The sequence below is a fragment of the Streptomyces sp. NPDC096040 genome (genome assembly GCF_040303265.1).
In the GTDB taxonomy this organism is placed as follows: Bacteria; Actinomycetota; Actinomycetes; order Streptomycetales; family Streptomycetaceae; genus Streptomyces.
In genome coordinates, this window is record NZ_JBEOTA010000023.1 from 21859 (window position 1) to 41248 (window position 19390).

The window sequence follows — 19390 nt, forward strand, 5'->3', positions numbered from 1 at the left end:
CAGGGCGCTCAGCCGTCCTGTGGCAAGGACGCCCTGAACTCCGCCAGCGCGGCGAAGTCACCCTCGCGCAGCCCGATCCGGGGACTGACGTGGTGCAGCAGGACCGGGCCGGGATGGTAGGCCCGGACGTACAGCGTGTCCGCCGGACCCTGTTCGTCGTCCACCCAGGCGAACGGCCGCCCCCCGGCGTACGCGACGATCGCCTCTGTCTTCCAGTGCACCCCGTCCGGCCGCTCGGCCAGCAGGCCCCGGCCGAAGTCGACGTACGGCAGCTCGGGCAGGCCCACGACCGGGGCGATCCAGCGGTTGGCCTCGGCCATCCATGTGGTCGCCCAGCACAGCTCGTAACCGAGGGCGAGCAGTGCCGGGCCGTGTTCCGGGTTCAGCCAGACCCGCAGGGGCCGCCCGGGGCGGACGGTCGCCCGGATCGTCGTATAGCCCTCGGGTCGCCGCTCGGGCTGCGCCGCGTAGGGGTTGAGGGGGCCGTCGACGTCCAGGAACAACAGGGGGCGGCTCACGGGGACAACGTACGGCAGCGGGGGCGCCGGGCACCGGTGAATATTTCTCGCGCCGCACAGGCATAGGGAGCCGCCCCGCACGCGTCACCACGGTCACAGGGCCCGGGCACGAGGGGAGAGAAGGTGACTCTGGATGCGGAACGGCAAGGACGGTGCCGCGGGGCGTTGGGAACCGGGCTTCGCCGGGCGCTGATCACCCGACCGCCGACACCAGCTCCTCATACACCGCCCGCAGCCCGTCGGTCGCCTCCCGGCCGGCGGGCCGCAGCGGTGCCCGTACCGGTCCCGCCGGTCGGCCGAGCGCGGTCAGCAGCGCCTTCGACGTGACCGTGCCCGGCAGGCCCGCGGCCGTCATCGCCTCGATCAACGGCGTGGCCCGCAGCTGGAGTTCGGTGGCGCGGGTGGTGTCGCCGGCGTCGAACGCGTCGAGGATCGCGGCGACCCGGCCCGGCACGACGTTCGCGACCGTGCTGACACAGCCCGCCGCACCCACCGCGTACAGGGCGAGGATGTGCTCGTCGCAGCCCGTGTAGTACGCCAGCCCCGTGTGCGCAAGTACCTTCTGGGTGCCGAGGAAGTCGTACGAACAGTCCTTGACGGCCACGATCCGGGGGTGCGCGGCGAGCCGGATCAGCGTCTCCGGCTCGATACGGGTGCCGGTGCGGCCCGGGATGTCGTACAGCATCACCGGCAGCCCGCTCGCCTCCGCCACCTCCAGGAAATGCGCCTCCAGCGCGTCCTGCGGCGGCCTGCTGTAGTACGGCGTCACCACCAGGACGCCGTCCGCGCCCGCCTTCTCGGCCGCGCGCGCAAGCTCCACGGTGTGCCGGGTGTCGGCGGTGCCCACGCCCGCGACGAGCGGTACCCGCTCCCCCACCGCCTCCCGGACGGCCGTGATCAGCTCGGCCTTCTCCCGGTCCGTGGTGGTCGGCGACTCGCCGGTGGTGCCGTTCAGCACCAGACCGTCACACCCCTCCGCCACCAGGTGCGCGGCCAGCTTCCGCGCCCCGTCGAGGTCGAGTGCCCCCGTCTCGGTGAACGGTGTGACCATCGCACATAGGGTGCGGCCGAAGGGGCGGGGCGAGCGGGCCGGGCGGGGCGTGCGGGCGGTGTCGCGTGGGTTCGTCATGGGGGTAGTCTCGGCAGCCTGACGTCTTAGCTCTACTTAATTCTTCTACGGGGTACTTCTTAGGAACGCTAAGTTATTGCTGGGGAGCGGCCGCTCGTTCACGACGAAGAACCCGAACTCCCCGAAGAGAGCCACGCCCCCCAGGCCGTGTCGGTGCCCGAAGAGGCCCCGGCCGCCCGATGAGGCTGCGGCTCCCGGCGGAACGCCCGACGGAGCCGCCGACCGGCTACAAGATCGCCCACCCGGTGCTGTCCCAGGACGGCACCCGGGCCGGGCTCACCGGTGTGTCGCTGGGCGGCGCGCTGCCGTACGGGGTGCTGGACGACGCGTCCTGCGTCTACGGCCGGCGGCACTGCCCGCCCGCGCGGCTGTGCGACTGCGGTTTCCGCTGTGTGCACGAACGCGAGGCAGCCGAGGCGCTGTTGTGCACCGCCGAGCACCGGGTGGCCGTGCTGCTGGAGGTCTCCGTCCTCGGCGCCGACATCCGTTTCGAACGCGGCTTCCGCTATGCCCGGCAGCGGGTGCGCTCGGCCACCGTCGGCTCGTGCGCCTGCGGTCTACCGGCCGTCGCGCTCGCCGACGCGGGCTGGGGCAGGCCCGGTTGGCGTGCTCTGGCGGCCGCCTGCGGGGGCTGTGTACGCGCGCGTACGTCGGTGTCGCTCGCCGGGTTCGCCCGGGCTCGCCGGAGAGGGCCTGCGGGTCGTCGCCGGGGGCACGGGGGCGGTCGTCGCCGAGCCGGTGCCGGGCGAGCGCTTCGGGGTGCCCGAACTGGTCGCGGAGGCAGCCCTGTTGCAGCCCCGCCTCGACTGGTTCCAGAGCCGGCTCGCGAGGTTCGGCGAGCACGGGGAGCGGGGCTGACGGACGGGCGGCCCGTCTGACTGTCGGCGGCCTGGGTACTCGAAGGGTCCGCAGGCAGAAGCGGACGCCGACGAGACCAGGAGAGGCAGTACCGATGACGAAGAGGACCGCACACGGAACGGGGGCCCGACTGACCGGCACCGCGGGCGCGTTGGCGGCGAAGGCCGACCTCAAGGGCCGTACCCAGGCCCGCGCCGCCGATCTCAAGGACAAGGCCGGCGCCCTGACCGTCCATCTGCGCGAGGGCGCCACGAAGGCCGGCCAGCAGGCCCAGGGCCGGGCGGTGAAGGGTAGTCACACGGCCCAGGAGCAGATGGCGAAGGCGCGGCACACGCTCCAGGAACGGGCACTCAGGAGTGGGCACGTCGTGCAGGAGCAGGCGGGACGGGCGGGCCATCTGGCGTCCGAGAAGGCCGTCGAGGCGGGACGCGCCGCCGAGGGGCGCATCCCGGACCCCGCGCGCATGGCCGTCCGGGCCGCTCTGCGGCACGCGCGCCCGGTGCTGATCGCGGGCGCCGCCCTCGCCGGTGTCACCGCCGTGGGTGCTCTGCGGCGGGGCCGGCGCCACTGAGACCCGTTCAGGTCCGCCCTCCACTCCACCGTCTCACCGAAAAGCCGATCCTTCTGGACAGGAAAAGTTTTCGGTGAGACGGTGGTGTCATGCTGGATGTCACCGTGATCGAGGACCCCGAGGCAGCGGCGGTGTCGCTGGACCCCATACGGGCCAGGCTGCTCGCCGAACTGGCCGCCGCGCCCGCGTCGGCCGCGATGCTGGCCGGCAAGGTCGGGCTGCCCCGGCAGAAGGTGAACTACCACCTCAAGGCGCTGGAGCGGCACGGCCTGGTCGAACTGGCCGGAGAGCGGCGCAAGGGCAACGTCAACGAGCGGCTGATGCGCGCGACCGCCGCGTCGTACGTCATCTCGCCGGCCGCCCTGCCCGCCGTACAGCCGGACCCGGACCGCTTCCGCGACCAGCTCTCCGCGCGCTGGCTGCTCGCACTCGGCGCCCGACTGGTGCGCGACGTCGGCACGCTGATCAGCGGTGCCGCCAAGGCCCGCAAGCAGCTGGCGACCTACGCGCTGGACGGCGAGGTGCGCTTCGCCTCCGTCGCCGACCGTGCGGCCTTCGTGCAGGAGCTGACGGCGGGCGTGAGCGCGCTCATCCGCAAGTACGACGCGCCCGACACGGAGGGCGGCCGGGACCACCGGATCGTCGTCGCCCTTCATCCCACGGTCAAGGCGGACGCCCGCCCGGCGGTCGACGCGCACCCGACGGCGGACGCGCACCCGACGGTCGACGCGCACCCTATGGTCGACGCGCACCCGACGGTCGATGCCCGCCAGACGGTCCCGACGGTCGACGCGCACCCGACGGTCGACGCCCGCCCGACGGTCGACGCCCGCCCGACGGTCGACGCGCACCCGACGGCGGACACCCGCCCCGCGACCGAGACTCGCCCCACGACCGACACCCGCCCCACGACCGAGACCCGCCCCGCGGCCGAGGACCGGCCCGGGGTCCCGGATCGTGTCACTCCCGAACTGGATCAGTAGGCAGCAGGAGCCCCGACATGTCCAAGGAATTCGAGATCGCCCGCGAGTTCGAGGTCGACGCCACGCCCCAGGAGGTGTGGGAGGCGATCACCAACGGCTCCGGTGCCTATCTGTGGCCGATGGAGCCGCCCGAGCCCCGGGTGGGCGGCGCGGCGGCCTTCGGCTCCACCGTCACCGCCTACGAACCGCCGCACCACCTGGTCGTCCGCAGCGAGGACGTCGGCTTCCCGGTCCAGAGCGTCAACCAGCTGGAGCACGTCATCGAGCCGCGGGACGGCGGCCGCCGAGCCTGGGTGCGCTATGTGCACAGCGGGATCTTCACCGACGACTGGGACAGCCAGTACGACGGTGCGAGCAGGCACACCGACTTCTACCTGCACACCCTGCGCGAGTACCTGGTCCACTTCGCGCCCCGCCCGGTCACCTTCGCGCAGCTCAACGGCCCCGAGGCCGCCCAGGCGCCGGACGCCTTCGACGCCGTGGGCCGCGCCCTCGGCCTGCCGGACGACCTGGCCGAGGGTGCGAAGGCGAGCGTCCGCGGGCCCGGCGGACGGACCCTGGACGCGGTGGTCGACTACCGCAACCCGTACTTCATCGGGCTGCGCACCGACGACGCCCTCGTCCGGTTCTTCGGACGCAACCACTGGGGCGCCCCGGTCGGCATCAGCATCCACGACTTCGCACCGGACGCCGACGCCGAGGCGAACGAGAGCGCCTGGCAGGACTGGCTTAACGGGGTGTTCAGCCAGTCCTGAGCCACCGTTCCGAAGGGCTTACAGGCGGAAGCGCAGCACCTGCGGGTCGTGGTCGCTGATCTGGTCGTGGAACTCCGAGTTGATGTGCACGCTGTCGTACTCGAAGTCGCCCTCGCGCCGGATCTCCTTGCTGATCAGGATCTGGTCCAGGACCTGCTCGTTGCCCTGGTAGTCGTAGGTGTAGCGCTCCTTGGTCGGCAGCGACTGGATCGCCGACCAGAGGGCGCCGCCGCTCTCCAGGATCTTGGTGGTGCCGGAGAAGTCGAAGTCGTTCATGTCACCGAGCGCGATGACGTCGGCGTTCTTCTGGACGTCGAGGATGCTCTTGACGAACGCGTTGACCAGCGTCGCCTGCGCGTGGCGCTGGGTCTCCGAGCTCCGCACCACCGGCTGGTACTGCGCGGTCAGCCCCTGGTCGCCGCCCTTGGAGTTCAGGTGGTTGGCGATCACGAAGACGGTCCTGCCGCGGAAGACGAACTCGCCGGCCAGCGGCTTGCGGCTGTTGGTCCAGGCGGAGTCCGACGGGGCGACGCGGCCCGGGGAGGCCGTCAGCTGGGCTTCGCCGTGCACCTTGGTGACGCCCACCGCGGTGGTGGAGTCGCCGCCCGCGCGGTCGACGAAGGACACTCGCTCAGGGTTGAACAGGAAGACCTGGCGGATGTTGCCGCCGGGCTCGCCGCCGTCCTTGTCGTTGACCGGGTCGATGGAACGCCAGTCGTACTTCGGGCCGCCGGCCGCGACGATCGCGTCGATCAGCTTGTTCACCGTCACATCGGCGGCGACCGTGCCGTCGTCCGTCGCGCCGTTGTTGTCCTGGATCTCCTCCAGGGACACGATGTCGGGCGACTGGAGGTTGTTCACGATCGCGGAGGCGTGCGCGGCGAAGGTGCCGTCCGAGGGGTCGAGGTTCTCGACGTTGTAGGTGGCGACGGCCAGCTCGCTCCGTGACTGCTTCTTCGTCGTCTCGCGCTGCAGGCCGCCGCTCTTCAGGGCGCCCAGCCGGCTCGCGACGAGGGTGTAGCCGCCGAACTGGTTGTAGTCCATCGGACCGGTCGTGGCGCCGGTCAGCGTGTCGCCGACGTTCGCCACAGGGAAGTCGGCGGTCGAGCCCAGGGACTGGATCTGGAGGCGGCCGGTGTTCTGGTCGTTGTAGGAGCGGTACAGCGAGCCACCGCGGACGGTGCGGTTCTCGTGCGGCTTCACCGTGACCCACAGCTCGGAGTACGGGTCGGTGGCGGTGACCACACGGGTGTCGCGGACCTGGACGTTCATGCCCTCAAGGGACTCGTAGTAGTCCAGGGCGTACTTCTTCGGCTGAAGCGTCAGGCTGTTGATCGAGCCGCTCGCGGCCGTGTCACCCGCCGGGGCGTACTTGCCGGGGACCGACTTCCGGTCGATCACGACCGGCGCCGGCACCGCGTTGCCCGTGGAGACCGTGGTGACCGTCGGCTTGGTGATCTCGGTCAGCGACTGGTTGCCGGTGGAGGCGCCGCCGGGGACGTACTCGGAGACCGTGCCGGTGACCGTGACCGAGTCGCCGACCGCGACCTTCGGGGTGGAGCTGGTGAAGACGAAGACGCCCTCGCTGGTGGCCGGGTCGTCGTCCGGCGTCGGGTCCTGGAGCCAGAAGCCCCGGGAGGAGCCGTAGGTGCGCGTGGCCGTGACGATGCCGGGGACGTCCGTCACCTTCTGGCCGGCGTACGGCGATATGCGTGTGGTGCCCTGGATGTCATGGATGCGCAGCCCGTCGGCCTGGGCCGGCGAGGTGAGGGCGACGGTGGACGCCGCGCTGCAGACGGCGGCGACGGTGAGCGCGGCGAGACGCGCGGAAGACCTGCTCGGCAAGGAAATCCCTCCGGGGACATAAACGGTGCCGGGACGAGGGCGAGTCATGGAATGGGCATGACACGCGTAGACAAAGAGTGAACACTTGTCCCCCCTGCTTTCTACGCGCGTCAATCTCGTACCTGCACGGGGGAGTTGTCAAGGTTTCGGCCATGTACGGAGCCCGGCGAGGAGATGAACCGGGCGGCATGGGTGGAAATCCGTCTAGGCTGAGCGGCTGAGCCGTACGGCGTCCCGATGGTCGTACGGCCGTCGTACGGCGTGCCCGTCGTCGTACGACCGTTGAGGCGTCCGAGGAGAACCACCCGATGTCAGACAGCTCCCCCCTGCCGCCGGTGCGGTTGCTTTCCGAAGCGGAGCTGGCGAGCGCCGCGCTGGCCACGCCGCTGCTGTCCCGGGCCGCCCGGCTCGCCCGCTGGGCCGGGCCCGACACCCGCGTCGACGCAGGTGGCGGACTGGCCGAGGAACACCTCCCGGCCGCCGCCGAACTGCTCGGGCTCACCGGGGACGATGCCGCCGCGTACGCCGCCGAGGCCTGGCGGGTCGCCCTGGACGCCGGGCTCGTCGAGATCGTCGACGAGGAGGCCGGGACCGTGGCGGCGGGGGAGGAGCTGGCACTGCTCACCGGGGGCTCGCCGCATGACATCCTCGCGGTGTGGCTGGCCGCGCTGGAGACGGTGATCGGCGACGCGAGCGTGCCCGACCTGGACGGAATTGTCGACGCGCTCGGCGAGGGCGGCGAGGTCGATTTCTCGTCACTCGGCTGGGACCCCGAGGCCGAGGCGGAGTTCCTCGACGGCGTCCTCGGCAACCTGTACCTGCTGACGCTCGGCGAAGGCGGTCCCGGCGAGGCGCCGGTGCCGCTGCCCGCGCTCGCCGCGTCGATGATCGTGCCCAGCGACATGGGGGAGCCGACCAACGACGTCCTCGAACAGGTCTCCGACGCGATGATGCGGCTCGACGACCAGTTCCGGATGCTGGAGCCGATCGGGCTCGTCGAGTACCAGCCGGTCGACGAGGCGCTCATGGCCGACGCGGAGGAGGAGCCGGCGGCGGGGCCGGTCGACGAGAGTGATGTCTCCCGGTACGGCATGGTGCGGCTCACCGCGCTCGGCGCGTACGGGCTGCGGGCGCGGCTGCTGGAGGCCGGGTTCGAGGCGCCGGCGGTCGGGGAGCTCGCCGACAAGGGCGCGGACGCGTTGCTCGACGGTATGGCCGCGTTTTCGCAGGGGGCCGCGCAGGCCGAGACCGAGCAGTGGCTGGCCCGTCGTGAATCACTCGCCGCCGCACGGGAGTTGCTGGCCGCCGCGCGCGGCGAGGACGCGGGGGCGCCGCTGCGCCGGCTGCGCTGCCAGCAGGCGCTGTCCCTGGTCGGCACGGAGGCCGAGCCTGCGCTCCGCGAGGTGCTCGACGACCCCGAACTGGGCGGCCTGGCCAGGGTCTGGCTGGTCGAGCGTGGCGCCGCCGACGTACCGGCGCCCTCGCCGGACATGATCTTCTGGCTGACCATCGACACGGTCGCCGCGCAGCTGGCCGCCGAAGGAAACTCGGAGGAACTGCAGGCCCTGGTCGAGGGGCTGGCCCAGCAGCACGCCGGGTTCTTCGCCGAGGCGTGGCGGGTGGATCACCCGGACACGGCCGACGTCCTGGAGGCGATGGGGCGCCTGCACCCGGACAAGAAGGTGGCGAAGGAGGCCCGTAAGGCGGCGTTCAAGGCGCGGTCCCAGCACGGGGAGTAGGCGGCCGACAAGGCCTGTTCCCGGCCGGGAGGCAGACGGCCGGAGAGGCGGGTTCTTGGGCGGGTTCTTGGGCGGGGCTTTTGGCCACCGTGGGGCGGTGCTTACGGATTCATGGAACACCCGAAGCCGATGTCGCCCTGAGTTCAGGCGGAGTTCAGGATCGGCCGGGAGCGTGTGCGCCGACTTGAGGTCCGCCACCCTCCACGGCACTCCGACCGTCACAGGAGAACTTATGTCGCTCACCCGCAGGGACTTCGCCAGGAAATCCGCGATCACCGGTGCCGGTGTCGCGCTGGCGGGCAGCGTCGGCGCCCTCGCCACCGCGCCGAACGCCCTCGCGTCCACCGAGACCGAGGCGTCCGACGCGGCCGAGGCAGGGCACGGACACGGCGGTGTCGGCTACGGGCCGCTGCTCCCCGACCCCGACGGCATCCTCGCGCTTCCCGCCGGCTTCGAGTACACGGTCATCACATACAGCGGCAAGACCAAGCTGGAGTCGGGCGAGTTCACCCCCTCCAACCACGACGGCACCTCCACCTTCGACGGCCCGCGCGGCGCCACCCTCCTCGTCAACAACCACGAACTGGCCGGCCCCCGCGCCAACTGGGCCCACCCGGTGCCGCTCACCGAGGGCCTGGTGTACGACCCGGCCGCGGCCGGCGGCTGCACGGTCGTTGAGGTCCGCCCCGGCGGCCATGTCGCCGAGTGGGTCGGCATCGCGGGCACCGCCACCAACTGCGCGGGCGGCAACACCCCTTGGGGCACCTGGCTCACCTGCGAGGAGACCGAGGACAAGACGGGCACCAACGGTTTCACCAAGGACCACGGCTACGTCTTCGAGGTCGACCCCGAGGACCGCCGGGCCAACCGGAACCCCAAGCCCATCAAGGCGCTCGGCCGGTACGCCCACGAGGCGGTCGTCGTCGACCCCAAGCGCGGCCACCTGTACCTGACGGAGGACGCGTCCAACCCGAACGGCCTGCTCTACCGCTGGACCCCGGCGGAGCACTTCCACCACGGCCGCGGCAAGCTGCGCACCCTCGCCGACGACGCGGGCACGCTCCAGGCCTTCAAGTGCTTCGACTCCGGCGGCCAGTTCGTCGACGATCTCTCCCGCGCCACGAAGATCGGCACCGTGTACGGCGTCGACTGGGTGGACGTCCCCGACCGTGACGCCAGGACCACCTCGGTCCGCAAGCAGTTCACCGCCGGCCAGGTCACCCGCGCCCGGAAGCTGGAAGGCATGTGGTGGGGTGACGGCGGCACCTACGTCGTCTCCTCCTACGCCCGCGCCGAGAGCCCCGTCCAGCACGACGGCGCCGTCTGGTTCTACGACCCCAAGCGCCGCACCCTCACCCTGAAGGTCCTCATCGGCGTCAACCCGGACCCGTCCGTGGACGGCAACTTCGACGGCCCGGACAACATCACCGTCTCCCCGTACGGCGGCCTGGTCATCGCCGAGGACGGCGAGGGCATCCAGCACCTGTTCGGCGCCACCGACAGCGGCCGCACCTACCCGATCGCCCGCAACGAGCTGAACATCGGCACCGAAGCGGAGCCGGAATACAGCGAGTTCACCGGCGTCACCTTCTCACCCGACGGCCGGACCCTGTACGCCAACATCCAGACTCCGGGCATCATGCTCGCGATCACCGGGCCCTGGAAGCGCCAGAAGCGCGGCTGATTAATTCGCTCGCTCGTCCCGCGGCACTCCTCTTAAGGTGATGAACGTCCAGGTGCGAAGGCAGGACTTACTTCCACTCTTAATGGGGAGGCCGCGGGTTCGAGTCCCGCCACCGGTACAACAGGCCGGTGTAGCTCAGGGGCTAGAGCACCTATGTCGGTTCCGCCGACCTCGAACTCTGGACACCAAAAACTTCATGCACCTCCCGGTGCGTGTGTCACTGAACTCGGGAGGCGCAGCTCAGGGTGGGGGTCCGGTGCGCAGGCAGCGGTTACTTCAGTGGGATCAGAAGGCTGCGGGTTCGACTCCCGTCATCGGCTGCCGGCCGGTGTAGCTCAATGGACAGAGCATCTGACTAAAGTCCGCCGTCGATTCCTGATCTCGGACACCCACCTCTTGTTGCGCCTCCTCCCAGACTCCAATGAATTCGGGGGGAATTCACCATGGCGCGATTCAACACCAAGGCGGCCCGGGCGCAGCCCACTTCGCGGGTCACCTCGACCGGACGCGTGCTCCGCACCTATCAGGGCGGCCGTGGCCAGGAGCGGGACACGCGTTCCGAGCTCTTTCTGCTCGCTCTTTCCAACTTCGTCTCGCAGCGGACCTTCTACGAGACCGGTGCCGACCGCGACGACCGGTACACGAAGCTCGTACGCGGGCTCGCCGTCACCGATCCGGCCTGGACCGCCGGCCTGCTCGGCTGGCTGCGCGGCGAGGGCAACATGCGGACCGCCTCCCTCGTGGGCGCCGCCGAGTACGTCCACGCACGCCTTGCCGCCGACGCCACCGAGGGCCCCTCGAACCGGCAGGTCGTCGCCTCCGTGCTTCAGCGGCCCGACGAGCCCGGCGAGCTGCTCGCCTACTGGACGGCGACCTACGGCCGTGCCGTCCCCAAGCCCGTCAAGCGGGGGATCGCCGACGCCGTACGGCGGCTCTACCACGGCAAGTCGCTGCTCAAGTACGACACCGCGGCCAAGGGGTACCGTTTCGGCGACATCCTCAACCTGGTGCACGCGGCGCCGGACCCGGACAAGCCGTGGCAGGGCGAGCTGTTCCAGTACGCGCTGGACCGGCGCCACCACCCCGACACCGCCGTACCGCCCGCGTCGAGCCCGGTGCTCGCCGCGCACCGCGAGCTGATGGCGCTGCCCGTCGCCCGGCGGCGTGCGGTCGTCACCGATCCGGGTGGCGCCGAGCGGCTCGCGGCGGCGGGGCTGACCTGGGAGGCGCTGGCCGGATGGCTCCAGGGCCCGATGGACAAGGCCGCCTGGGAGGCGGTCATCCCGTCCATGGGGACCATGGCGCTCGCCCGTAATCTGCGGAACTTCGACGAGGCCGGTGTCTGTGACGAGGTCGCCGCCCAGGTCGCGGCCCGGATCAGCGACCCGGCGGAGGTGGCGCGCTCGCGGCAGTTCCCGTTCCGGTACCTCGCCGCGTACCAGCATGCCCCGTCGCTGCGCTGGTCCCACCCGCTGGAGCGGGCGCTCGGCCACTCGCTGGCCAACGTGCCCGCGCTGCCGGGGCGGACGCTGGTGCTCGTCGACCGTTCGGGCTCGATGTTCTACTCGCGATTGTCCGACCGCTCGGAGCTGAACCGGGCCGACGCGGCGGCGATCTTCGGTACGGCGCTCGCGCTGCGGGCGGCGGACGCGGACCTCGTCGAGTTCGGTACGTCGAGCAAGCGGCTGGCCTTCGAGCGGGGAGAGTCCGTGCTGAAGGTCCTGGGCCGCTTCGGCGACCTGGGCGGCACCGACACCACCTCGGCGATCCGCTCGCACTACCGGGGGCAGGACCGGGTGCTGATCGTCACCGACGAGCAGTACACCTACAACCGGCACGGCGACCCGACCCAGCAGGTCCCGGCCCATGTCCCGGTCTACACCTGGAACCTGGCCGGCTACCGGGTGGGCCACGGCCCGTCCGGCAACGCCAACAGGCACACCTTCGGGGGCCTTTCGGACGCGGCTTTCCGGATGGTGCCGCTGCTGGAGGCCGCCCGGGACGCCGACTGGCCGTGGGCGGCAGCCGCCTGACCTCCGGCCCATGAGCGTGGCCCGCACCTTCACGGGGGGTGCGGGCCACACCCTTGCCCACCCGCGCCCTTGCTTCCGCCTTGATTGATATCTAACATTTCAGTCCATGGAGGCCCTGCGACCCGTGCCGCGCACCCTGCTCCGCGACCGCGCCTACGAAGCCATCCGCGATGCCATCGTCACCGGGGAGATCGAACCCGGCGCGGTGGTGCGGGACGCCGAGTTCGCGGAGCGGCTCGGGCTGTCCCGGGCGCCGGTGCGCGAGGCGTTCGCCCGGCTTGTCGACGAGGGACTCCTGGAGAGCAAGCCGCAGAGCTACACGCGGGTCACCCCGGTCGTGGCCGCCGACGTACGGGACGCGGCGGCCGTGGTCGGCGCCATGCACGAACTGGCCACCCGGGCCGCCGTACCCCGGCTGCGGGAAACCGACCTCGACATGATGCGCGCGGCCAACGACCGGTTCGCCGCCGCCGTACGCGCCGGTGACGTGGACGAGGCCCTGCGCGCGGACGACGAGCTGCACGACGTACTGATCCGGGTGGCCGGCAACCGCGCGGCCGCCGCCACCGTCGCCCGCTACACCCCGCTCATCCGCCGCCTGGAGCGCCGCCGCTTCGGTGAGGGCGGTTCCTGCCGCTCGGCGGGCCTGCACGAGCGGCTCATCGAGGCGTGCGCGACCGGTGACACACGGACGGCGGTCCGGGTCACCGCCGACATCTGGCACACCCTCGCCGACCTGGCCGACCCCGACTGACACCAGGAGCCTCCATGTCCCTCTCTCCCTCCATTTCCTCCTACGAGCGCTACCCCCTCCTCTTCGGCCCCTCGCCCGTGCATCCGCTGGAGCGCCTCACCGCCCACCTCGGCGGGGCCGCGCTGTGGGCCAAGCGGGAGGACTGCAACTCCGGTATCGCGTACGGCGGGAACAAGACGCGCAAGCTGGAGTACCTGGTGGCCGACGCCCTCGCCCAGGGCTGCGACACCCTCGTCTCCATCGGCGGGGTGCAGTCCAACCACACCCGTCAGGTCGCCGCCGTTGCCGCCCGCGCCGGGCTCAGGTGCGTGCTGGTGCAGGAGAGCTGGGTGGAGTGGCCGGACTCCGTGTACGACAAGGTCGGCAACATCCTGATCAGCAGGCTGGCCGGGGCCGATGTACGCCTGGTGCGGGCCGGTTTCGGGATCGGGTTCAAGGAGAGCTGGGAGGGGGCGCTGCGCGAGGTCGAGGAGTCCGGCGGCAGGCCGTACGCCATCCCGGCCGGCGCCTCCGACCATCCGCTCGGCGGGCTCGGCTTCGCCAACTGGGCGTACGAAGTCGCCGAGCAGGAGCGGGAGCTGGGCGTCTTCTTCGACACGGTGATCGTCTGCTCGGTGACCGGGTCGACCCAGGCCGGGATGGCAGCCGGGTTCGCGGCGCTGGCGGAGGCCGGTGGGCGCGAGCGCCGGGTCATCGGCATCGACGCCTCGGCCAAGCCCGCCGAGACCCGCGAGCAGGTCGCCCGCATAGCCCAGTGGACCGGTCAACTGATCGGTGTCAAGCGAGAGTTGACCATCGACGACATCGAGCTGGACGAGCGGTACCACGCGGGTGTCTACGGCATCCCGGACGAGGCCACCCTGGAGGCGATGCGGCTCGCCGCCCGTACCGAGGGCATGGTCACCGACCCGGTGTACGAGGGGAAGTCGATGGCGGGGCTCATAGACCTCGTCGGACGGGGTGAGATCGGCGCCGGCTCGACCGTCCTCTACGCCCACCTGGGCGGGCAGCCCGCGCTGAACGCGTACAGCGCCCTGTTCTGACGGGCCGAAAGGGAAAGAGGCGGTCCCGCGCCCCCGGAAGGAGCGCGGGACCGTGCCGATTCACGGCCGTTACAGCGCCTGCGCGCCCGGCTTCACCATGTTCCGGACCGTGCGGGCCTTCACGAACTCGCCGAGTGCCGTCATGTCCCATTCGCCGGAGAACTGGCGGACCAGCTTGGCCATCATCACGCCGGTCTGCGCCTCCGCGTTGGTGAGGTCGAAGCGGACCAGTTCCTCGCCGGTCGCCGCGTCCAGGAGGCGGCAGTAGGCCTTGGCGACCTCCGTGAACTTCTGGCCGGAGAAGGAGTTGACGGTGAAGACCAGGCCGGTGACCTCCGGGGGAATCCGGCCGAGGTCGACCACGATCACCTCGTCGTCACCGCCTCCCTCACCGGTGAGGTTGTCGCCGGAGTGCTTGATCGCGCCGTTGAGGATGGACAGCTTGCCGAAGTAGCAGCTGTCGACGTGGTCGCGCTGCGGGCCGTAGGCGATGACCGAGGCGTCCAGGTCGATGTCCTTGCCGCGGAACGCCGGCTCCCAGCCCAGACCCATCATGACCTGGGAGAGCAGCGGGCTGCCGCCCTTGACCAGCGACACGGTCTGGTTCTTCTGGAGGCTGACCCGGCCCTTGTCGAGGTTGATCTTCCCGGCACCGGGAGCTGGGGCAGGAGCAGCGGCAGCGGCAGGAGCGACGGCGGGGGTGGGCGGCGCGGCCACCGGCTGCGGCGGTGCGGCCGGTGCGGCCGGTGCCGGTTCCTCCACCGTCACTCCGAAGTCCGTGGCGATGCCCGCCAACCCGTTCGCATACCCCTGGCCGACCGCGCGGGCCTTCCACGCGCCGTTGCGCAGGTAGATCTCGACGACCACCAGGGCCGTCTCCGTGCCCAGCTGCGGAGGCGTGAACGTGCCCAGCACCGAGCCGTCGTCCGCGTTGCGGATCGTCGCCGTCGGCTCGATGCCCTGGAAGGTCTGGCCTGTGGCGTCGGGGCTCGCGGTGACCACGATCTTCTCGATGCCGGGCGGCACGGCGGCCGTGTCGACGGTGATCGCGTCCGGCGCCGTACCGCCGCCGGAGCGGTGGGTCACGCCCGGGCCGCTCGGCTGGTTGTAGAAGATGAAGTCGTCGTCGGAGCGCACCTTGCCGTCGCTCGTGAGCAGCAGGCCCGACACGTCGAGCCGCACCGGGGCGGCGACGTCCACCGCCACCCGGGAGGCGGTGAGAGGGATGTTCGAGCCAGGGGTCATAGCTGTCATGCCAGGTGAACGAACGACACCGCTTTACCGTTCCCTTACCGTCGAGCGGCCCCAGGAACCCCCCGATCGGCTCAGGGGACGACGACGATCTTCCGCCCCACCCCCGCCGCGAACTGCTCCAGCGCCTGCGGGTACCGGTCCAGCGGGAGCCGGTCGCTGATGAAGACCTCCGGGTCCAGCACCCCGTTCGCGAACAGCTCCGCCGCGCGCTCGTAGCTGTGCAGGACGGCCATGGAGCCGGTGATGGTGATCTCCTGGTTGTAGATTCGGTACGGGTCGATCGTGACCCGGGTCGCGTAGTCGGCGACGCCGAACTGGAGGAACGTGCCCGCCTTCGCCACCCGCTCCAGGCCGTCCTGGATCGCCGCCGCGTTGCCGGTCGCGTCGATCACCACGTCCCAGCCCCGCGGGCGGTCCAGCTCGTCGGCGTTCGCGGCGGACGCCGAGACGCCGAGACCGCGGGCGGTCTCCAGGCGGGCCGGGTTCAGGTCGACCACGTCGACGCTGGCCGCGCCGGTCCGCTTGGCGAGTTCCAGCATCATCAGGCCCATGGTCCCGGAGCCGTAGATGAGGACGTGCGCGCCCAGGCGGGACTTGAGGACGTCGTAGCCGCGTACCGCGCAGGACAGTGGCTCGACCAGTGCCGCGTCCTGGGTGCGGACGTGCTCGGGGAGCTTCACGCAGTTGGCGACCGGGGCGACCGCGTACTGTGCGGCCCCGCCCGGGACGGTCACGCCGATCGCGGCCCAGCGTTCGCAGAGGTTGTTGTGGCCGTCACGGCAGTAGCGGCACTCGTAGCAGTACAGGGACGGGTCGACCGCGACCTGGTCGCCGATCGCCACCTCGGTCACCTGGGCGCCGACGCCGACCACCTCGCCGGCGAACTCGTGGCCCGGCACGATCGGCAGCTTGGGCGCGAACTCGCCCTGGAGGATGTGGAGATCGGTTCCGCACAGGCCGCAGGCGGCCACTTCCACCACGACCTCACGGGGGCCCGGTGTCGGGTCGGGGACCTCGGTGACGACGGCACGGCCCACGGACTCGATGACAGCGGCCTTCATTTCACGGCTCCCAACGACAGGCCCTGGACCAGCTTGTCCTGGGCGGCGAACCCCGCGGCGAGCACCGGCAGGGAGACGACGAGCGACGCGGCGCACACCTTGGCCAGGAACAGGCCCTGGCTCGTGATGAAGCCGGTCAGGAAGACGGGGGCGGTTTCGGCGACCACGCCTGTCAGGACTCGGGCGAAGAGAAGTTCGTTCCAGCTGAAGATGAAGCAGATCAGGGAGGTGGCGGCGATGCCGGGCAGGGCGATCGGGGCGACCACGCGCGCGAGGATCGTCGGGAGGCGGGCGCCGTCGATCTGTGCCGCCTCGATCACCGCGACCGGGACCTCGGCGAGGAACGACTGCATCATCCACACCGCGATCGGCAGGTTCATGGAGGTGTAGAGGATGACCAGGAACCAGATGTTGTCCAGCATCCCGGTGTTCTTCGCGAACAGGTAGATCGGCAGCAGCCCGGCCACGACCGGCAGCATCTTCGTGGAGAGGAAGAAGAACAGCACGTCCGTCCACTTCTTGACCCGCCGGATCGACAGCGCGTAGGCCGCCGGGAAGGCCAGGACGAGGACGAGGAGGGTCGAGACGATCGAGGCGACCGCCGAGTTGATCAGCGCCGGCCAGGGGCTCGCGCCACCGCCGGCTCCGAAGAACTCGCGGTAGCCGTCCAGGGTGAGGGCGGCGCCGAAGGAGGGCGGGTTGGTCGCCGCGTCCGCCTCGGAGTGGAAGGACGTCAGCGCCATCCAGGCGATGGGGAAGAAGAAGACGATGCCGGCCAGCCAGGCCACCAGACCGATGCTGAGGCCCCGGTGCTTCCTGACGCGTATGGCGAGGCTGCTCATGCGCGGGACACCTCCTCGCGGAACAGGGACGACACCACGCGCAGGGCGAAGGTCGCGATGATGATCGAGCCGATGACGACCAGGACGCCGGCGGCCGAGGCGAGGCCGTTCTCGTGGGCCTGGTAGAAGCTCTGGTACACGGTGTAGGGGAGGTTGGCGGTGCCGAGGCCGCCGGACGTGATCGTGAAGACCGCGTCGAAGTTCTGGACGATGTAGATGCAGCCCAGCAGGGCGCCGAGTTCCAGATAGCGGCGCAGGTGCGGAAGCGTCAGATAGCGGAAGACCTGCCATTCGCTCGCGCCGTCCACCCAGGCGGCCTCGATCTGCTCGGGGTCGCGGCTCTGCAGCCCGGCGAGCAGGATCAGCATCATGAACGGCGTCCACTGCCACACCAGCGCGGCCTCGACCGCCAGCAGCGGGGTGCTCGAGATCCAGTCGGGCTGCGGTCCGCCGACGTAGTGCAACAGGCCGTTGAGCAGGCCGTACTCGGGGTTGTAGAGGACGTGCTTCCAGAGCAGGGCCGCGGCCACCGGGACCACCAGGAAGGGGGCGATCAGCAGGGTGCGGACGATGCCCCGGCCGCGGAACCGCTGGTTCAGGAGCAGTGCGAGGGCGAGGCCGATGACCAGGCTGACCAGCACCACAGTGACCGTGAGCAGCACGGTCGTCCACACCGAGTGGCGCAGGTCGGCGTCGGTCAGGACCTGGCGGTAGTTGTCGACGCCGGCGAAGTGACGGGCCTTCGGGTAGAGGGCGTTCCAGTCGAGGAAGGAGATGACCACCGTGGCCACGAACGGCAGCTGGGTCACGACGATCATGAAGACCAGGGCGGGCAGAAGGGGGGCCCGGGTGGCCCAGGCGCGCAGGCGGGCGGAGGGCGGCCGCGTGGCGCGTGCGGGTGTCGCTGTGTAGGGGGCTGTCGTCGCGGTCATCGTCCCTCGTACTCCTTGGCGATCTTCTCGGCGAGCTGCTGGGACTTCGTCAGGGCCGAGTCGACGGACTGTCGTCCGGCGATGGCCGAACTGATCTCCTGGGAGACCTTGGTGCCGAGATCGGTGAACTCGGGGATGTCGACGAACTGGATGCCGGGCGCGGGGCGCGGCTGGACGCCGGGTTCGTTCGGGCGGGCGCTCTCGATGGCCTCCTTGGTCATCTCCTGGAAGGCGGCGGCCGACCTGACGTAGTCGGGGTTCGTGTACGTCGACGCCCGCTTGCCCGCCGGGACGTTGGACCAGCCGCTGGTCTGGCCGACCAGTTCCTCGTACTGCTTGCTGGACGCCCAGGAGACGAACTTCCAGGCCTTGTCGGGGTTGCGGGAGGCCTTCTGGATGCCCCAGGCCCAGGTGTACAGCCAGCCGGACGACTTGGTCTGCTCGACGGGTGCGGGGGCGTAGCCGAGCTTGCCCTTGACCGGGGAGCCGTTCGCCTCGAGGAGGCCGGCCGCGGACGTCGCGTCGTACCACATGGCGACCTTGCCCTGGGTCATGTTGTTGAGGCACTCGGCGAAGCCGGACTGGGGGGCGCCGGACTCGCCGTGCTTGCGGACGAGGTCGACATAGAACTTCGTCGCCTTCTCGAACCCGGGCGCGTCCAGCTGGGCCTTCCAGCCCTTGTCGAACCAGGTGCCCCCGAAGGTGTTCACGACGGTGGTCAGCGGCGCCATCATCTCGCCCCAGCCGGGCAGGCCGCGCAGACAGATGCCGCGCATGCCGGACTGGGCGCCGTCCACCTTGGCGGCGAGGTCGGCGACCTGCTGCCAGGTGGGGTGCGCCGGCATCGTCAGGCCCTTCGCCGCGAACACGTCCTTGCGGTACATCAGGAAGGACGACTCGCCGTAGAAGGGCTGGCCGTAGAGCTTGCCGTCGCTGGCGGTCAGGGACTCGCGCATCGGCTTGAGGATGTCCTGCTCGTCGTAGCCGGGGTCCTTCGCGACGTACGAGTCCATCTCGTGCAGCCAGCCGTTGCGGGCGTAGATCGGTATCTCGTAGTTGGACAGGGTGGCCACGTCGTACTGGCCGGCCTGGTTGGCGAAGTCCTGGCTGATCTTGTCGCGGACGTCGTTCTCGGGCAGGACGGTGAAGTTGACCTTGATGCCGGTCTCCTTGGTGAAGCGCGGGGCGAGCTTCTGGAGTTCGGTCATCTGGGGGTTGTTGACCATCAGCACATTGATCGAGTCGCCGCCGGAACCGGACCCGCCCGCCCCGACCCAGCAGCCGGAGAGCAGCGGGGCGAGCAGCGTCCCTGCGGCGGCCATGGCGAGCGTGACTCGCGGCCTCCGTCGGCTCGGGGTTCGCATGGATCGCTCCTGGAGGAATCGGGAG

The 19390-nt window shown here is 70.8% G+C and carries 15 protein-coding genes, 1 tRNA gene and 2 pseudogenes; 10 read left to right on the forward strand and 8 right to left on the reverse strand.

Annotated elements, in window-relative coordinates:
- Nucleotides 1-8 precede the first annotated feature (8 nt).
- Nucleotides 9-518 (reverse strand): hypothetical protein, encoded by a 510-nt coding sequence (locus ABTY98_RS28745; RefSeq protein ID WP_352223921.1) that lies wholly within the window; start codon nucleotides 516-518, stop codon nucleotides 9-11.
- A 193-nt stretch (nucleotides 519-711) separates the two neighbouring features.
- Nucleotides 712-1647: a 4-hydroxy-tetrahydrodipicolinate synthase gene (gene dapA / locus ABTY98_RS28750; RefSeq protein ID WP_352223922.1), complete on the reverse strand. Its 936-nt coding sequence runs from the start codon at nucleotides 1645-1647 to the stop codon at nucleotides 712-714.
- A gap of 179 nt (nucleotides 1648-1826) precedes the next feature.
- Between dapA and ABTY98_RS28755 the strand changes: the two are divergent.
- From ABTY98_RS28755 to ABTY98_RS28770, 4 genes and pseudogenes are all read left to right on the forward strand, one after another.
- Nucleotides 1827-2505, forward strand: a pseudogene (locus ABTY98_RS28755) (hypothetical protein).
- Nucleotides 2506-2599: 94 nt separating this feature from the next.
- On the forward strand, nucleotides 2600-3076 hold the full coding sequence (locus ABTY98_RS28760; protein ID WP_352223923.1) for a methyl-accepting chemotaxis protein: 477 nt from the start codon (nucleotides 2600-2602) through the stop codon (nucleotides 3074-3076).
- An 89-nt stretch (nucleotides 3077-3165) separates the two neighbouring features.
- Nucleotides 3166-3762, forward strand: a pseudogene (locus ABTY98_RS28765) (helix-turn-helix domain-containing protein); the annotation flags it as partial.
- 314 nt (nucleotides 3763-4076) lie between these two features.
- Nucleotides 4077-4814, forward strand: a complete 738-nt coding sequence (locus ABTY98_RS28770; protein WP_352223924.1) for an SRPBCC family protein — start codon at nucleotides 4077-4079, stop codon at nucleotides 4812-4814.
- An 18-nt stretch (nucleotides 4815-4832) separates the two neighbouring features.
- On the opposite strand, the gene ABTY98_RS28775 is transcribed toward ABTY98_RS28770, so the two are convergent.
- Nucleotides 4833-6659 carry a DUF8508 domain-containing protein gene (locus tag ABTY98_RS28775; protein WP_352223925.1) on the reverse strand — a complete coding sequence of 609 codons (1827 nt, stop codon included), beginning with the start codon at nucleotides 6657-6659 and terminating at the stop codon, nucleotides 4833-4835.
- Between the two features lie 308 nt (nucleotides 6660-6967).
- On the opposite strand from ABTY98_RS28775, the gene ABTY98_RS28780 reads away from it, so the two are divergent.
- From ABTY98_RS28780 to ABTY98_RS28805, 6 genes are all read left to right on the forward strand, one after another.
- Nucleotides 6968-8398, forward strand: coding sequence for a hypothetical protein (locus tag ABTY98_RS28780; protein WP_352223926.1), 1431 nt, complete (start codon nucleotides 6968-6970; stop codon nucleotides 8396-8398).
- A 232-nt stretch (nucleotides 8399-8630) separates the two neighbouring features.
- A complete protein-coding gene (locus ABTY98_RS28785; RefSeq protein WP_352223927.1) occupies nucleotides 8631-10082 on the forward strand; it encodes an alkaline phosphatase PhoX in 1452 nt (483 codons plus the stop codon).
- A gap of 48 nt (nucleotides 10083-10130) precedes the next feature.
- Nucleotides 10131-10200: transfer RNA gene (locus tag ABTY98_RS28790), tRNA-Ser, on the forward strand.
- A 325-nt stretch (nucleotides 10201-10525) separates the two neighbouring features.
- On the forward strand, nucleotides 10526-12115 hold the full coding sequence (locus ABTY98_RS28795; protein ID WP_352223928.1) for a TROVE domain-containing protein: 1590 nt from the start codon (nucleotides 10526-10528) through the stop codon (nucleotides 12113-12115).
- A 106-nt stretch (nucleotides 12116-12221) separates the two neighbouring features.
- Entirely contained in the window at nucleotides 12222-12869 is a 648-nt protein-coding gene (locus ABTY98_RS28800) for a GntR family transcriptional regulator (RefSeq protein WP_352223929.1), read from the forward strand.
- A gap of 14 nt (nucleotides 12870-12883) precedes the next feature.
- Nucleotides 12884-13912, forward strand: coding sequence for a 1-aminocyclopropane-1-carboxylate deaminase (locus tag ABTY98_RS28805; protein WP_352223930.1), 1029 nt, complete (start codon nucleotides 12884-12886; stop codon nucleotides 13910-13912).
- Nucleotides 13913-13981: 69 nt separating this feature from the next.
- On the opposite strand, the gene ABTY98_RS28810 is transcribed toward ABTY98_RS28805, so the two are convergent.
- From ABTY98_RS28810 to ABTY98_RS28830, 5 genes are all read right to left on the reverse strand, one after another.
- Nucleotides 13982-15157, reverse strand: coding sequence for a TerD family protein (locus tag ABTY98_RS28810; protein ID WP_352223932.1), 1176 nt, complete (start codon nucleotides 15155-15157; stop codon nucleotides 13982-13984).
- An 80-nt stretch (nucleotides 15158-15237) separates the two neighbouring features.
- Nucleotides 15238-16227, reverse strand: coding sequence for a zinc-dependent alcohol dehydrogenase family protein (locus ABTY98_RS28815; RefSeq protein WP_352223933.1), 990 nt, complete (start codon nucleotides 16225-16227; stop codon nucleotides 15238-15240).
- Nucleotides 16224-17069 (reverse strand): carbohydrate ABC transporter permease, encoded by an 846-nt coding sequence (locus ABTY98_RS28820; RefSeq protein WP_352223934.1) that lies wholly within the window; start codon nucleotides 17067-17069, stop codon nucleotides 16224-16226. Before ABTY98_RS28820 ends, ABTY98_RS28815 begins: the two co-directional genes overlap by 4 nt.
- The gene (locus ABTY98_RS28825) at nucleotides 17066-18001 is read right to left on the reverse strand and encodes a carbohydrate ABC transporter permease (RefSeq protein WP_352223936.1); all 936 of its coding nucleotides are present in this window, start codon (nucleotides 17999-18001) and stop codon (nucleotides 17066-17068) included. Before ABTY98_RS28825 ends, ABTY98_RS28820 begins: the two co-directional genes overlap by 4 nt.
- On the reverse strand, nucleotides 17998-19365 hold the full coding sequence (locus ABTY98_RS28830) for an ABC transporter substrate-binding protein (protein ID WP_352223937.1): 1368 nt from the start codon (nucleotides 19363-19365) through the stop codon (nucleotides 17998-18000). Before ABTY98_RS28830 ends, ABTY98_RS28825 begins: the two co-directional genes overlap by 4 nt.
- Nucleotides 19366-19390 lie beyond the last annotated feature (25 nt).

What these genes read in the sequence shown, in the direction of transcription:
- ABTY98_RS28785 (WP_352223927.1), top strand. Translation starts at nt 8,631, where the DNA reads ATGTCGCTCACCCGCAGGGACTTCGCCAGGAAATCCGCGATCACCGGT.
- ABTY98_RS28815 (WP_352223933.1), bottom strand. Translation starts at nt 16,227, where the DNA reads ATGAAGGCCGCTGTCATCGAGTCCGTGGGCCGTGCCGTCGTCACCGAG.
- ABTY98_RS28805 (WP_352223930.1), top strand. Translation starts at nt 12,884, where the DNA reads ATGTCCCTCTCTCCCTCCATTTCCTCCTACGAGCGCTACCCCCTCCTC.
- ABTY98_RS28830 (WP_352223937.1), bottom strand. Translation starts at nt 19,365, where the DNA reads ATGCGAACCCCGAGCCGACGGAGGCCGCGAGTCACGCTCGCCATGGCC.
- ABTY98_RS28770 (WP_352223924.1), top strand. Translation starts at nt 4,077, where the DNA reads ATGTCCAAGGAATTCGAGATCGCCCGCGAGTTCGAGGTCGACGCCACG.
- ABTY98_RS28810 (WP_352223932.1), bottom strand. Translation starts at nt 15,157, where the DNA reads ATGACCCCTGGCTCGAACATCCCTCTCACCGCCTCCCGGGTGGCGGTG.
- ABTY98_RS28780 (WP_352223926.1), top strand. Translation starts at nt 6,968, where the DNA reads ATGTCAGACAGCTCCCCCCTGCCGCCGGTGCGGTTGCTTTCCGAAGCG.
- ABTY98_RS28760 (WP_352223923.1), top strand. Translation starts at nt 2,600, where the DNA reads ATGACGAAGAGGACCGCACACGGAACGGGGGCCCGACTGACCGGCACC.
- ABTY98_RS28820 (WP_352223934.1), bottom strand. Translation starts at nt 17,069, where the DNA reads ATGAGCAGCCTCGCCATACGCGTCAGGAAGCACCGGGGCCTCAGCATC.
- ABTY98_RS28825 (WP_352223936.1), bottom strand. Translation starts at nt 18,001, where the DNA reads ATGACCGCGACGACAGCCCCCTACACAGCGACACCCGCACGCGCCACG.
- dapA (WP_352223922.1), bottom strand. Translation starts at nt 1,647, where the DNA reads ATGACGAACCCACGCGACACCGCCCGCACGCCCCGCCCGGCCCGCTCG.
- ABTY98_RS28800 (WP_352223929.1), top strand. Translation starts at nt 12,222, where the DNA reads ATGGAGGCCCTGCGACCCGTGCCGCGCACCCTGCTCCGCGACCGCGCC.
- ABTY98_RS28795 (WP_352223928.1), top strand. Translation starts at nt 10,526, where the DNA reads ATGGCGCGATTCAACACCAAGGCGGCCCGGGCGCAGCCCACTTCGCGG.